The organism is Paenibacillus sp. JT22N7 (assembly GCF_059383875.1).
In genome coordinates, this window is record NZ_JBXENY010000009.1 from 185,468 (window position 1) to 199,542 (window position 14,075).

At 46.9% G+C, this 14,075-nt stretch carries 17 protein-coding genes; all 17 read right to left on the reverse strand.

Annotated features, from left to right (window positions below; genetic code table 11):
* Positions 1–10 precede the first annotated feature (10 nt).
* Positions 11–805: a phosphatidate cytidylyltransferase gene (locus tag AC50Y5_RS23405; RefSeq protein WP_494863949.1), complete on the reverse strand. Its 795-nt coding sequence runs from the start codon at positions 803–805 to the stop codon at positions 11–13.
* A gap of 28 nt (positions 806–833) precedes the next feature.
* Complete coding sequence (uppS, locus tag AC50Y5_RS23410; RefSeq protein ID WP_056038167.1) at positions 834–1,598, reverse strand: undecaprenyl pyrophosphate synthase; 765 nt, start codon at positions 1,596–1,598, stop codon at positions 834–836.
* A 157-nt stretch (positions 1,599–1,755) separates the two neighbouring features.
* Entirely contained in the window at positions 1,756–2,310 is a 555-nt protein-coding gene (gene frr / locus AC50Y5_RS23415; protein ID WP_056038169.1) for a ribosome recycling factor, read from the reverse strand.
* Positions 2,310–3,038, reverse strand: a complete 729-nt coding sequence (pyrH, locus tag AC50Y5_RS23420) for a UMP kinase (protein ID WP_046230744.1) — start codon at positions 3,036–3,038, stop codon at positions 2,310–2,312. The genes frr and pyrH overlap by 1 nt, the downstream gene beginning before the upstream one ends.
* A gap of 121 nt (positions 3,039–3,159) precedes the next feature.
* A complete protein-coding gene (gene tsf / locus AC50Y5_RS23425; protein ID WP_056038172.1) occupies positions 3,160–3,810 on the reverse strand; it encodes a translation elongation factor Ts in 651 nt (216 codons plus the stop codon).
* Positions 3,811–3,922: 112 nt separating this feature from the next.
* Positions 3,923–4,621, reverse strand: coding sequence for a 30S ribosomal protein S2 (gene rpsB, locus AC50Y5_RS23430; RefSeq protein WP_046230742.1), 699 nt, complete (start codon positions 4,619–4,621; stop codon positions 3,923–3,925).
* Positions 4,622–4,818: 197 nt separating this feature from the next.
* Positions 4,819–5,421 (reverse strand): hypothetical protein, encoded by a 603-nt coding sequence (locus AC50Y5_RS23435; RefSeq protein ID WP_494863950.1) that lies wholly within the window; start codon positions 5,419–5,421, stop codon positions 4,819–4,821.
* Complete coding sequence (locus AC50Y5_RS23440) at positions 5,414–5,971, reverse strand: hypothetical protein (protein WP_494863951.1); 558 nt, start codon at positions 5,969–5,971, stop codon at positions 5,414–5,416. The genes AC50Y5_RS23435 and AC50Y5_RS23440 overlap by 8 nt, the downstream gene beginning before the upstream one ends.
* Positions 5,972–5,989: 18 nt before the next feature.
* The gene (locus AC50Y5_RS23445) at positions 5,990–6,313 is read right to left on the reverse strand and encodes a hypothetical protein (RefSeq protein WP_056038180.1); all 324 of its coding nucleotides are present in this window, start codon (positions 6,311–6,313) and stop codon (positions 5,990–5,992) included.
* Positions 6,314–6,351: 38 nt separating this feature from the next.
* The gene (locus AC50Y5_RS23450) at positions 6,352–7,758 is read right to left on the reverse strand and encodes a flagellar assembly protein A (protein WP_056038182.1); all 1,407 of its coding nucleotides are present in this window, start codon (positions 7,756–7,758) and stop codon (positions 6,352–6,354) included.
* A 14-nt stretch (positions 7,759–7,772) separates the two neighbouring features.
* Positions 7,773–8,543: a FliA/WhiG family RNA polymerase sigma factor gene (locus tag AC50Y5_RS23455; protein ID WP_046230737.1), complete on the reverse strand. Its 771-nt coding sequence runs from the start codon at positions 8,541–8,543 to the stop codon at positions 7,773–7,775.
* A gap of 5 nt (positions 8,544–8,548) precedes the next feature.
* Entirely contained in the window at positions 8,549–8,995 is a 447-nt protein-coding gene (locus AC50Y5_RS23460; RefSeq protein WP_056038187.1) for a hypothetical protein, read from the reverse strand.
* 6 nt (positions 8,996–9,001) lie between these two features.
* Positions 9,002–9,496 (reverse strand): chemotaxis protein CheD, encoded by a 495-nt coding sequence (locus AC50Y5_RS23465; RefSeq protein WP_056038189.1) that lies wholly within the window; start codon positions 9,494–9,496, stop codon positions 9,002–9,004.
* Positions 9,493–10,113 (reverse strand): chemotaxis protein CheC, encoded by a 621-nt coding sequence (locus AC50Y5_RS23470; RefSeq protein WP_046230734.1) that lies wholly within the window; start codon positions 10,111–10,113, stop codon positions 9,493–9,495. Before AC50Y5_RS23470 ends, AC50Y5_RS23465 begins: the two co-directional genes overlap by 4 nt.
* Before the next feature lie 2 nt (positions 10,114–10,115).
* On the reverse strand, positions 10,116–10,577 hold the full coding sequence (locus AC50Y5_RS23475; protein ID WP_056038192.1) for a chemotaxis protein CheW: 462 nt from the start codon (positions 10,575–10,577) through the stop codon (positions 10,116–10,118).
* Between the two features lie 12 nt (positions 10,578–10,589).
* On the reverse strand, positions 10,590–12,683 hold the full coding sequence (locus AC50Y5_RS23480; protein ID WP_494863952.1) for a chemotaxis protein CheW: 2,094 nt from the start codon (positions 12,681–12,683) through the stop codon (positions 10,590–10,592).
* A gap of 40 nt (positions 12,684–12,723) precedes the next feature.
* Positions 12,724–14,052 (reverse strand): protein-glutamate methylesterase/protein-glutamine glutaminase, encoded by a 1,329-nt coding sequence (locus AC50Y5_RS23485; RefSeq protein ID WP_494863953.1) that lies wholly within the window; start codon positions 14,050–14,052, stop codon positions 12,724–12,726.
* Positions 14,053–14,075: the final 23 nt, after the last annotated feature.

Below are 14,075 nucleotides of genomic sequence, written 5' to 3' on the forward strand. Positions count from 1 at the left end.
CTCTTACAAATTACATGGGAAGCAGACCAGAGAGCACGATCAACGGAAATACGATAATCCAGCTGTCGCAACGGTCCAGAACGCCGCCATGCCCAGGCAATATGCGGCCTGTATCTTTGATATCACGTACTCGTTTGTAAGCGGATTGAATTAAATCGCCAAACTGTCCGGCTACAGCGGCCAGCAGCCCAATAAGAAGCGCTTTGCCAAATACGATGACGTCGGGGAAGATAAAAGCTCCGATAGCTGCCACAACAAGCGACAGCACAACGCCTCCGAGCGCCCCCTCAATCGTTTTATTCGGACTAATCGATGGCCAGAGCTTGTTTTTGCCAAATGCCTTCCCGGCAAAATAGGCGCCAATGTCTGAGGACCATATGCAGCCAAGAAGCAAAAATGTCCAAAACAAGCCATGATCATCCATCTGTCTTACCGCATTCATCGCTCCAAAGCCCATCCCAACGTACAGCGCACCAAGCAGCATAAATGCCGCATGATCGATCGTTGTTTTGTTTTTGGTCAAGACCGTTAGAGCAAGCAGTAAAAAGGCCAGCACCCACGTTACAAACATGAAGGATGGCGTTTCTACCCCAATTAAGTTCCATGGTAGCACAAAAAACAGCACACCCGCGTATCCGAGCAATGAAGCCGGATGAGCCCAAGCTTGGCCGTTCATCTTGACATATTCAGTAAAGCCTACCATCGCGAGCAAAACGAGCAGACCAGCATATAGCCAGCTTCCCGCTACTGCAAGCGCAATAAAAAATGCGCCTGCTACTACTCCCGTCACTATTCGCTGTTTCAATGTATAGGTCACACTCCGTTATCGAAGCTTATAGTCCGCCATATCGCCGTGCGCGCCGCCCATACTCCTCAATCGCTTCTTCGAAATGGGCCTCTGAAAATTCAGGCCAATAGACGTCCGTAAACCACATTTCGCTATAGGCAAGCTGCCAAAGCATAAAATTGCTTAAACGCAATTCTCCGCTCGTGCGAATCAGCAGATCAGGATCCGGAAGGTCGCGGGTCAATAAATGCGAACTCATCACATGATCATCTATTTGGTCACAGGTGAGCCGTCCTTCTTGCACATCCGCTGCGATCTCCTTGATCGCTTCAAGCATTTCCTTGCGGCTGCCATAGTTTAGCGCAAAAGTAAGTACGAGTCCCGTATTATTTGCCGTCTTGCTCATTGCTTCGTCCAACGCTTTAATCGTAAAGGACGGGAGATCCTCCCTGTGCCCCATGACGCGAACCTGAACATTTTTTTGCATCAAATCGTCTATTTCAATTTCTAGAAATTGCTGAGGGAGCTTCATTAAAAAATCAACTTCGTCTTTAGGCCTTTTCCAGTTTTCCGTCGAAAAAGCATAAAGCGTTAAATATTTAACGCCGAGCCGGTCTGCTGCCATCGTAATGCGTCTGACCGCTTTCATCCCGGAATGATGACCCGCTATTCGCGGTAATCCACGGTCTTTGGCCCAACGCCCGTTTCCATCCATAATAACAGCAACATGTTCAGGCACGTTGTCTAATCGTGGCGGCGCTGCCGGACGTGGGGACGATTTGCTAAATTTAGCCCAAAGTCGACTGATCATCTTCGTTCCTCCAACCCGGATTTAACAAGCGTAAACGGCTGCCACCGTACCCAATAGAAGGCAGCTTGCGTTTCGCGATGATATATAAGGCATTTCAAAAAAAATAAAAGCCTTATATTTAAACCAAACCCCACCTAACGGAGGGGCTTTAGTGAAATTATACTTCCATAATTTCTTTTTCTTTAGCTACTAATACTTTATCCACTTCTACGATAAAACGGTCTGTCAGCTTTTGAATGTCATCTTGATGACGACGGGACTCATCTTCTGAAATGTCCGTTTTCTCCAGCTTCTTCACATCATCATTCGCATCGCGACGGATGTTGCGGACAGCCACCTTCGCTTCTTCACCGAATCTTTTCGTCATTTTGACAAGATCGGTACGACGCTCCTCGGTCAGCGGCGGAATCGAAATGCGAATCGTTGAGCCGTCATTAGCTGGCGTCAAACCAAGATCCGATTTCATAATCGCTTTTTCAATAGCTGCAAGGGAGGTTTTATCCCACGGCTGAATCATCAGCGTCCGGGAATCCGGCGTGTTAATGTTGGCCAGTTGTGCAACTGGTGTCAATGCGCCGTAATATTCAACTTGCACACGATCAAGCAAAGCTGCTGATGCGCGGCCTGCACGCAGGCTGGCCAAATCGCGGCGCAGTGCACCGATTGCTTTCTCCATACGTTCTTCGGCATTTTTCTTAATAGCTTGAGGCATTATTTCGCACTTCCTCTCACAATGGTGCCAATTTTCTCGCCCAGCACGACCCGCTTAATATTATCCTGCTCTGTAATTGCAAATACAACGAGCGGAATATTGTTGTCCATGCATAGCGAAGATGCTGTCGCATCCATAACACCAAGATTTTTATTTAATACTTCCATGTAAGTAAGCTCTTCGAACTTAACTGCAGTTGGATCTTTGAATGGATCAGCAGAGTATACGCCATCCACTTTGTTTTTAGCCATCAAAATGACTTCTGCTTCAATCTCAGCAGCACGCAAAGCAGCTGTCGTATCTGTTGAGAAGAACGGATTGCCTGTGCCAGCAGCGAAAATAACGACGCGGCCTTTCTCCAGGTGGCGAATAGCACGACGTCTAATGTACGGCTCAGCGATTTGCTGCATAGCAATCGAGGATTGTACGCGGGTTGGCACTTCAATTTGTTCCAATGCATCCTGTAGAGCAAGAGAATTCATAACTGTAGCCAGCATACCCATGTAATCCGCCGTTGCGCGATCAATCCCTTTAGCAGTTCCTGCAATTCCGCGCCAAATATTACCGCCGCCTACAACAATGGCAACTTCAACACCGAATGCTACAACTTCCTTTACTTGCTCAGCAATAGAAGCAATTGTCGAAGCCTCAATACCGTAGCCGTTATTTCCTGCCAACGATTCGCCGCTAACTTTTAATACTATACGTTTAAACACGGGTTTTTCCAACGTTGCTTACCTCCATGAATGAATCTAAAGCTCTTAGATTGCATCCGGTTATCAAAATATAAAGTTTCTCCGCTTACGAAAGCAGGCGAGGCGGACGCCCCGCCCCGCCTTTGCGATCGGTTTACAGTTTAGCTTGCGACATAACTTCTTCTACGAAGTTATCAACTTTTTTCTCAAGACCTTCGCCCAGCTCATAACGAACGAAACGACGGATTGAAATGTTTTCACCAATTTTGTTGATTTTATCGTTAAGAAGCTCCGAAATCGTTTGGTCTGGGTTTTTGATGAACGTTTGCTCAAGCAAGCAATATTCTTCATAGTATTTGGAAATACGGCCTTCAACCATTTTATCAACGATTTTCTCAGGCTTGCCTTCGTTAAGTGCTTGTGCACGCAAAATTTCGCGTTCTTTTTCAAGCTCATCGCCAGGAACTTCTTCGCGGCGAACGAATTTAGGGTTTGCAGCAGCGATTTGCATCGCGATATCTCTTGCAAACTCACGGAATTGGTCTGTTTTAGCAACGAAGTCTGTTTCACAGTTAACTTCAACTAGAACGCCAATACGGCCGCCAGCGTGAATGTAGGATTCAACAACGCCTTCTGTTGCAATACGACCAGCTTTGTTAGCTGCAGCAGCAAGGCCTTTCTCACGAAGGAATTCAATCGCTTTCGTGATATCGTTGTCTGTATGATCCAAAGCTTTTTTACAATCGAGCATTCCTGCTCCTGTTCTTTCGCGAAGTTCTTTTACTGCGCTCGCACTAACTGCCATTTTGAGCCCTCCTGAAGGTTTCGATTTATTTAATTAGGTATTCGTGAAAAAAGGGCGGTGAGAGGCTTTCACCTTCTGACCGCCCTTCGCCTAATAGCTTACGTTTATTGAATTAAGCAGTTGTTTGCTCACCTTGGTTAGCTTCAACAATTGCATCAGCCATCTTGGACGTAAGCAATTTAACCGCACGAATTGCATCATCATTACCAGGAATGACATAGTCAATTTCGTCTGGATCGCAGTTTGTATCAACGATACCTACGATAGGAATTCCAAGTTTGCGTGCTTCAGCAACAGCGATACGCTCTTTACGAGGATCGATGATGAACAAAGCGCTAGGCAACGATTTCATGCCTTTGATGCCGCCAAGGAATTTTTCCAAACGGTCTTTTTCTTTGCGAAGAATAATAACTTCTTTCTTAGGAAGAACTTCGAAAGTGCCGTCCTCTTCCCATTTCTCCAAAGTTTTCAAACGGTCGATACGTTTTTGAATCGTTTGGAAGTTAGTCAGCGTACCGCCGAGCCAACGTTGGTTGATGTAGAAGTTGCCGCAACGCTCAGCTTCTTCCTTAACGGAATCTTGAGCTTGCTTCTTCGTGCCGACGAACAGCATAGTGCCGCCCTCTGCAGCGATCGAGCGAACGAAGTTATAAGCCTCGTCAACTTTTTTAACTGTTTTTTGCAAATCGATAATGTAAATTCCGTTTCTTTCAGTGAAGATATAACGATCCATCTTCGGGTTCCAACGACGAGTCTGATGACCGAAGTGTACCCCAGCTTCAAGTAGCTGTTTCATGGAAATAACCGCCATTTCTCCAACACCTCCTGATAATGGTTTTTTTGTAGTGCCCTCCGCCGACGTCATCTTTCGTTAAAACTTCCACCTAAGCAGAAGCACCGTTAACGAAATTAATCAGCGTGTGTTTTTAACACCGTCAATTAATATACCATAACTGCATGCCGTACGCAACAATCTCCGAGCGAAAATTACCGCATTCCGCCATTTTATTACGAATTAAAAGCTTTTACTTCCTCTGGTGTCATCGGCTGTGTCGTAATGGTTGTAATAACTTCCTCAAGCGAAGGATTCCCGGTAAACAAAAAATAACCGGCGCGAACCAGTTTCTTTTCTTGCTTCATTTTGCGGATAAATGCCGCTTTATCACTAATCAGCTTCTCCTTGGCCAGCAGCTCAGACGCCGCAGTCAAATTCGTTCCTGCCTGAATGCGAACCATTTTGCGAATGGTATTTTCATCCGTGTCCGCAGCAGCTGAAGAATTATCCGTTGGCACTGCTGATGCCTTTGGGGAAGCTGGGGCGGAGGCTTGCGGAGCAGCGCTTTCAGAAGGCATTTGTTTAGGCGAAGCGGTTGGTGAAGGCACTGCCGCTGCTTCGCTTTCTTCCTTTATGCTGCTCGTTGCCCGCTGCGCTTCAACAATCGCATCGACTTCACTTTGCGAATATATCTTTTCCTCTTGCCCAGCATCTGCATTGTCGCGGTTACTGAGCTTTTGCTGGCTGGATTCGCCAATCATCATCATTTGGAGCAATAATGCGCCGATAATAATGCCAAGGCCAAGCCCGGTTAAAAAAACACGGTTTTTAAACACGGGCACCCTCCTCCTGTTTCGCAAGCTGAAGGATAAGCTGAACCTCGCCCTTGTTCATGTTCATTTTTTTTGCAATTGCCTCAATAGACTTGCCTTGCTGATGAAGCGCAAACAAATCGGCATAACGCTCTTGAATCGATTGCTTCACTGGCGGAGCTGGCTCTTCCAGCTCTTCAGGCTCTTCCTGTAGCGCAGCTGGAGCGGGTGTAATGGGAACGTCAACCTTGACCGGCATCACCTGGGCAGCTTGCACCGACACTGCGGAAGCCTTCTGCTGCTCAAAAAGCTGCTCCATAGCGCTATATTTACGCTCCAGCTCGGCTAAACGCTCCTCGCTGCGCTGTGCCTTGGCACGTGCTTCCTCTTGTGATTGCACGATAAGTGCAGTAAGCTCACGATTGTCCTGCTCCATGTTTTCCATAAACTGTTCCAGTGAAACTTCCATATTATTGACGGCTTGCGCGGCTGCGGGCTGTTTCCTTCTAGGCAAAAGCAACCCAAAAACAACGACTACAGCGCCAAGCAAAACTATGTATTGCCAGTTAGACATGCTTGCTCCCACCTGCCTTTAAAGCGAAATATCTACATGATGTCCCTTATAGGGATGCACAGGGGGATGGCTTTCTTCATGCTTGTCCTGCCCATCCTGTTTTTTGTGTTTGCCCTTGCGTTCATCAGATTGCTTGCTTGTTTCTTGATCCTGACGAACGTTCAGGCCTACGGAATGCTCAACTTCCGTATTTTTGTGGCGAACAAGCTCGGTCTGCGCAGCTTGCTGCTCGGCAAGCTTCGTCTGGTCCGACATCGGCTTATGATTCATATGGCTTTGAAGTCCGCTGGACTCCGGTGTGCGAGGAACCGATATTTGCAAATCAATAGGTTTGAAAGCCATCTTGATTACCTCCCTATTGGGTCAGCTTGCTCAAGTTTTTACGAACGGTAACTCACCTGTGAAATATCTCCATCTAAATACTGAAAGGAAACACGCTGCAGCGGGTCTTTAATATATTTCGTATATCGGCCAATTACAATTTTGATTCCGCCATAAATAATGTTATTGACGTCAACCCCAGCTTGCTCGCTATCTTCAAGCGTGCGCTCAATATCCAAAATCCGTTCACGGAACTGCTCAACCTCTGTCAGCGACTGCCGTTTGGTCGCGCTTAGCTTAATGCGCATGGCCATTTTGTCATCTGTTAGCTGCCCAATTGCAGCCAATTGATCCAAAATCACAAGCGCTTTATCCGCCTTATCCATGCTCTCGTTATGCTGCTTGAGTTTTGTGCGCAATTCCAGCAGCTCCGAGCGATGCTCTGGCTTTACACCTACTTCAACTACTGTTGCAGTAGACATCGTATTGCCGATTGTACGAGCTTTAACCCGCTCGCCCGCTTGAATAGTCCCGCCAACAATCAGCCCCTTGGCCCCTGAACAAATAACATTTTTACCAGCGCGAACATTCGAATGCATAATGCTTTGCGATACGAGCACATCATCGCCGGCAATAACGTTGCCGTCCTGGATAAAGGAGCATTTCACATTTTTTCCGGCTTTGACAAAACCTTTGTTGCCAGCCATAATGCCGCCTGATATTTCAATAGAGCCTTCAGCGTCCAAATCGGCGCCCTCAACTCCGCCAATGATGCGAATATCCCCGGCAGATTTGACGCGGAAGCCGCTTAGCACATTCCCTCGGATGACTACGGTACCGACAAAATCAATATTTCCTATTTTATAATCTACGTCGCCATTCACTTCGTAAATAGGAAATACATTGATTTTATCCTTATCCGTCATCGTAATGAGTCCGTCCAGTGCCGCATACATTGCGGTTTGCTCATTGTTCAGCACGACATTTTTTCCTATTTTAAAACGCGCCGCCTTGCCTTCTTTCGATGCAACCTCATTCCCGGTTACCGTCATGCCCGGTTCGCCAGCAGCAGGTTCGACCAGTTCAGCAATCAGCTGGCCGCGCGTCACATTTTTCAACTGCGTCATTTCCTTAAAATCTACGGTGCCATCTTCATTTTCAGCCGGGCGCCGCTCTTTGCTTTTCATATCGTAAATAAATTGAACAAAGCCGTCCTTGCCAACTTCAGCAGGCTTTCCTTCAGCAATTAAAGTTTGCTCTTTATAAAAAGCGAGCGGATTGTTACAAATGTTTTGAAGGACGCCGGGCACAATTCCAACGCTCACTCCGCTACTTTGCACAAACTGCTCTAATTGTTCAAGCGAGCATTCAAAATCATCCGTCAAACGTTTGAATGTCAAAAAGGCTGACATTTTATCTGCAGATATTTGAACGCTCATAATGGTATCTAATGATTGACCTTCCATTACACGCCTCCACTCTAGTACTGCATTAGTTGATCTTTATGCTTGGATAAAGCTCCTCTAAGACGTAAAATAGCTTTGGAATGGAGCTGCGAAATTCGTGACGGCGAGAGCGACATGACGTCTGCAATCTCACTTAAAGACAGCTCTTCATAATAAAAAAGGGAAACGACGATACGTTCCTTCTCCGTCAGCTTCTCTATTCCATTAACCAATGAATCTTTCAAATATACTTCATGGACTTTATGGTCAGGATTTTTTGCCCGTTCATCCACGAGCAGCGAAAGTCTTGTTTCCGACTCTTCCTCACGAAGAGGATCCTCAAGCGAACATACAGTCGTTACCGCAATCTCTTGAAGCATCGTTGTAAACTCCTTTTCCGTTATGTTCAGGTAATTGCTAATTTCAGCATCGGAAACCGAGCGTAAATACTGTTGTTCCAGCTTTTGATAAGCCTCTTCCACTTTTTTCGCTTTCTCTCTCACGGACCGCGGAACCCAGTCGCCTTGACGGAGACCATCAATAATTGCGCCGCGAATGCGCCAGGATGCATAGGTCTCAAACTGCAGCCCCCGGCAATAGTCAAACTTCTCTATTGCATCAATTAAACCCATAACGCCATTGCTGGCAAGGTCATCCTTGGATACGTTTTTAGGCAGGCCAATAGCCATACGATTGGTCACATAATCAACAAGCGGCAAATATTGCTCAATAAGCCGCTTCTTCGCTTCAATATCCCCTTCTTCTTTCCAAGCTTGCCACATCGGAATGTTTAAAGAAGCAATCATATTTTTCACCCTCCTGTCAGGTGACGTACTACTTTAGCCAGTTCTTCCGGTTCTTTGTTTTGTGCAGACACGAGCTGTGGCGGCGCTAATGGCCGAAACGGCTCTTGCTCTTGTTCCATTGGCTGCTTGCTATCTGCCTCATCTTGCGCTGGGCGAATATCCAGCCCGTCTTTCAACAGCTGATTTAAATCTTCGCTTTCATCCGGCGTAGTCAAATTAAACTGTGTTCCTATTCCATCTTCTTCTGCAGCGCCGTTATCCAGCAATGCCGGCGGCTTCAAAATAAACGTAAGCACTGCACGCAGTATAAACGCAATGACAACAAAGGCGATGAATGCATATACACTGCGCAGCAGCATGACTGTGACCGCATTTTTACCGAGTGAGAAAAGAATCGTTAATATAACACCCGTTAGTCCTAATCCGACATTCCATCGCCAATTTCCGATCATAATAATTCAAATCTCCTTTATTCCAAGCTGTACGCTGCGAATGAGTAACAGACCGCTTCCGCTGTCGAACTCAATGGTGCGACCATAATTGCCGCCTGTATCCTGTGCAAACACAGGAATTTTGAACTTGTTGACGATCTCAAGGCAAGATTCGACATTTCGCGGACCAATACGCATAGAGTCCGATTGACCTGAAAAGGCGAACATTTGAGCGCCTCCAGCCATTTTCGCTACAAGGCGATTTTGCTGCGCCCCCACATGCTTCATCCGTTCAATAAGCTCAGGAATGGCCGTATCGGCATATTTCGCCAAGTTAATCGTCGCCTCTCTTGCAATTTCAGAGGAAGGCAGCATAACATGGGCCATTCCGGCTACTTTATTAACCGGATCATAAAGCGTAAGTCCTACACAAGAACCAAGCCCTGTTGTTTTGAGGACGGAACCCTCAGTTGCAATATTTAAATCAGCCATTCCAACCTTAATCAAATTTTGCTGTATCATTCGACATTTACTCCCAGAGCGCGGAAAATTTTTGTAAATGATTCAGGGTCAGGTATGAGGAAAAAATGGCCTTCCAGGTCTTGGCAGTCTTCGAGAAATGTCGTCTCTATCAATAGCGCGGAATCGCCCATTTCGCCATATTGCAGCAAGCCATAGCTTAAAATAGCTCCCGCCATGTCCAGCGCAACGGATGGAACCGATGGAGCCATCGCCAAATGGGTAAAATCAGCCAACGAAGACAGATACGAGCCGGTCAAAATATTTCCGATTTCGCATAAAGCCGACAGCTCCATTTCGGAATAGCCGTTCTCATCATCATGAGGCAATGACAGCAGCTGAGTCAGCAAACGCTTCGCTGCGTCCTCCTGAATGATAAAAAACATATTGCCCGGCGCTTCGCCTTCCACTCTTAAAAACACCGCGATGACGACCTGCTCCATTCCGCCTACGCGATCGGCAATTTCTTCGAAGGGCAGCAGGCTGACCTTCGGAACACCCATATCGACTGGCTTGTTAAGAAGACGAGACAATGCAGTAGCTGCATTGCCCGCGCCTATATTGCCGACTTCCTTTAGTACGTCAAGCTCAAAAGCTTCAAACTTGCTGAACTGTGCCACTTCTATCCCTCCAGTTGCATGAGCTGTTCGATCTCGTTTTTATTCAGCACCTCAACTAGATTTAGCATAATAAGCAGTCTGCTGTCCCCGAGCTTGGCAATACCGTGCAAGTACTTCGCTTTAACGCCGCCTACGATTTCCGGTGGAGAATCGATGTTGTCCGTATCGATATCTATGACATCATTCGCGGAATCGACAATAAATCCTACTTCAAGATCATCTACCGCTACTACTATAATTCGCGAATTATCTGTCGGTTCCTGCTCAGGTAGGCCAAAACGCCCACGAAGATCGACAACCGGCACAACAACACCGCGCAAATTCATAACGCCTTTAATAAAAGCGGCTGTTTTAGGCACGCGGGTAATCGGCGACATCCGCTCTATTGTTCTAACTTTATCTACTTCAATACCGTATTCCTCATCAGCTAGCGCAAAAACAATGACCTTCAATTCTTCTCCCATTGTGAAAACCTCCTATTTGATTAATGCGTTAGGATCAATAATTAATGCGACCTGGCCGTCACCTAAAATCGTCGCTCCAGAAATCGCCTCGATATTGGTCAAATATTTGCCAAGCGTTTTGAGCACGATCTCGTTTTGGCCGATAAACTCATCGACGGTGACTGCCGCCCATTTTTCTCCCTTGCGCACCACTACAATTTCGGTTTCTTCCTCGGCGCTATCATTAAAGTCAGGTGTCTCAAGCACACGGCTCAGCGATACAAGAGGAATAACGGTATTGCGGAATTCAATCATTAAATTGCCATGAACGTTCAAAATTTGCGATCTGCGGATAATGCTGGTCTCCACAATGGAGGACAGCGGAATCGCATATTTTTCCGAGCCCAGCTTGATCAGCATCGCCGAAATAATCGACAGCGTCAGCGGAAGCTGTACCGAGAATTTCGTTCCTCTGCCAAACACCGAGTCAATGGTAACATTTCCACCAAGCGACGTAATTTTGGAACGTACAACGTCCAGTCCTACACCGCGTCCGGAAATATCCGATATTTTCTCAGCTGTACTAAAGCCTGCTGCAAAAATCAGCATATTGATTTCGTCGCTGGACAGCTTTTTCGCCTCATCTTCGGTAACGACGCCGTTTTTGATCGCCGTCTTCAGCACGCGCTCTTGGTTAATGCCGCGTCCATCCTCTTCCACTTCAATAAAAACATGGTTGCCGCTGTGGTAAGCGCGCAGGAAAATGGTACCTACTTCTGACTTGCCTGCCGCAATCCGTTCTTCCACCGTCTCGATGCCATGATCGACAGAGTTGCGGAGCAAGTGAACGAGCGGATCGCCAATTTCATCAATAACGGTACGGTCAAGCTCTGTATCCGCTCCAGTAATGACCAAATCGATTTTTTTATCAAGCGACTTCGCCAAATCGCGAATCATGCGAGGGAAACGGTTGAATACCGAATCGACGGGAACCATGCGCAGCTTGAGTACGATATTTTGCAAATCTGTGCTGACACGCGTCATATGCTCAACCGTCTCAGTCAAGTCATTGCGTTTAATTTCGCTTGAAAGCTGCTCTAGTCGAACGCGATCAATGAGCAGCTCACTGAACAGATTCATCAGCGTATCCAAACGGTCGATATCAACGCGAATCGTCCGATTAACCGCCGCTGGCGCTGCTTGAGCAGGCGAATCTTTACGAGGCGCAACCGCTGCGGGAGCCTTGGCTGCCTCTTCTTTTTTCTCGACGACTGCAATTGCTGCTGCAACCTCTTCCTTCGCTTTCTTCACCTCAGCCTCAGCTTGCTGATTCGCTGTTGGCGTGCTTAGCAGATGTAGCGATTCCTCATCCAGCAAAGTTATAACTGCCGTCTCCACTTCGGATACATTCATAATTTGCGTATGCAGTTCTTCCAGCTTCGTCTGTGTAATGGTAAATACAGTAAAGGAACGATCGAATTTTTCCTGTTCCAAATCCTGTACAGAAGGTTCCGATTTCACAATCTCTCCGTGTGCTTCCAGCAGGTTGAATACCATGTAGGCACGAACTGCTTTCAGCAAACAGTCCTCGCGAATCGTTACATGAATATGATAAGCCTGATGTCCGCTATCAATGGATTGCTTAATCACCGAAGTCTGGTACTCGTCCAGCAGCAAAATAGGCTTGTCCGCATTGGAAGAATCGCCTTCCGCTGCAGCCTTTTGATCCGGCACCGATAGTTTATGCTCTCCGCTAAAAATCGACTGCAAGGCGGCCACAATTGATGTCACATCCGCTTTACCAGTACCACCGTTAACGATATCCTGCACCATTGCCTCCAGCGCATCAAGACCCTTGAAAAGCGTATCAAATATAAAGCTGTCCATCTTGAGCTTGCTATTGCGAACAAGATCAAGCACATTTTCCATTTCATGTGTCAAGGCAGCCAGATCCTCATATCCCATCGTAGCCGACATGCCTTTCAAAGTATGAGCGGAGCGGAATATATTTTGAACAATTGATAGATCTTCCGGCTCGCCTTCCAGTCGCAATAAGTTTTCATTCAAGGTTTGAAGATGGTCGTTAGATTCGTCGATGAACATCGACAGATAGGCATTCATATCCATTGTATCGCACCTCCTGCTAGACTTGTGATTGCTTCAATCGTTATTTAAGTACACAGCTTTCAATACGTGCAGCGATTTGTTGCAGCGGGAGCACGGTCTTAACTGCCCCGCTTTCGTAGGCGCTGCGCGGCATGCCGTAAACGATGCAAGTTTCCTCCGCCTCGCCTATAGAAGTTACTGCACCGCTCTCAACAAGCTGTTTAAGACCTTTCGTACCATCGCTGCCCATTCCGGTCAGGATGACCGCGTGACGCTTCAGCTCCTTGAAAGGAACTAATGATTCATACATCACATCTACCGATGGACGATGCCCATTGCGCTGCGGCTGCTCTGTTAAATGAATATAATAACCGGAACTATCTTTGCCAAGCTCTAGATGATAGCCTCCGGGAGCAACATAGACAACGCCGGGATGAACCCGGTCGCCTTGAGCTGCTTCAACGACATGCAGCGCACTGAAGCTGTCGAGGCGCTGAGCGAGCGATTTCGTAAATTTCGGCGGCATATGCTGGACAACTAGGACAGGTGCGCCTAGATCGCCAGGCAAAGCGCTAATGACCGTATGCAAGGCACGCGGCCCTCCCGTTGAGGCGCCGATTGCGACAATATGCTGAAACGAAGTAGACTTCGGCAGCTCTTTTTTCGGCGGAGCGGGATCTTCCGTTTTTTTGCTCGCTATAATCGGCGGAGCGGGATCTTCCGTTTTTTTGCTCGCTATAATCGGCGGAGCAGTTGGCTTATATGTAGAGGAAGGCGCCACCGCTTTGACTGCCGCTGGTTGTTCCGGCTTTTTGTTCATGCCAGGCGGCTTTATTGGTGGCGTAATTTCCGGTTTCTTCTTCGCCATAGAAGGTGCAGCAAGCCGTGACGCTGCATTTGTTGTTGCTTCGGTTATTAGGGGCTTTTTCGTATCTAGCGCCTTCACTTTAACCGGCGGGTCCATCTTCTCCTCAATGAACGAAGGCTTCCTCGCCAGTACAGCTGTTTTTAGCTTCTCAATCAATTGCTCGCCAACCTGGATAATATCATTCGTTGCAATGCCTGACGGCTTGCGTATAAAGTCAAAAGCTCCAAACTGCAATGCTTTGATCGTATCCCTCGTGTTATCCTCACTAATGCCAGACAGCATAATGACAGGCGTCGGGTTTTGTTTCATAATCTTTTGCAAAGCCTCAAGTCCATTCATTTCAGGCATTTCCAGATCGAGCGTTACAACATCGGGCTTCCATTTCTCCACCGCTTTTACAGCTTCGGCCCCATTGGTTGCAGTCGCTATTATTGAAAACATTGAATCCTTTAAAATTAAGTCACTAAAAATTTTTCTCATAAATGCAGAATCATCTACAATGAGTACACGATAAGGAGCCATCTTTTCCCCTCCCCTAATTAAAA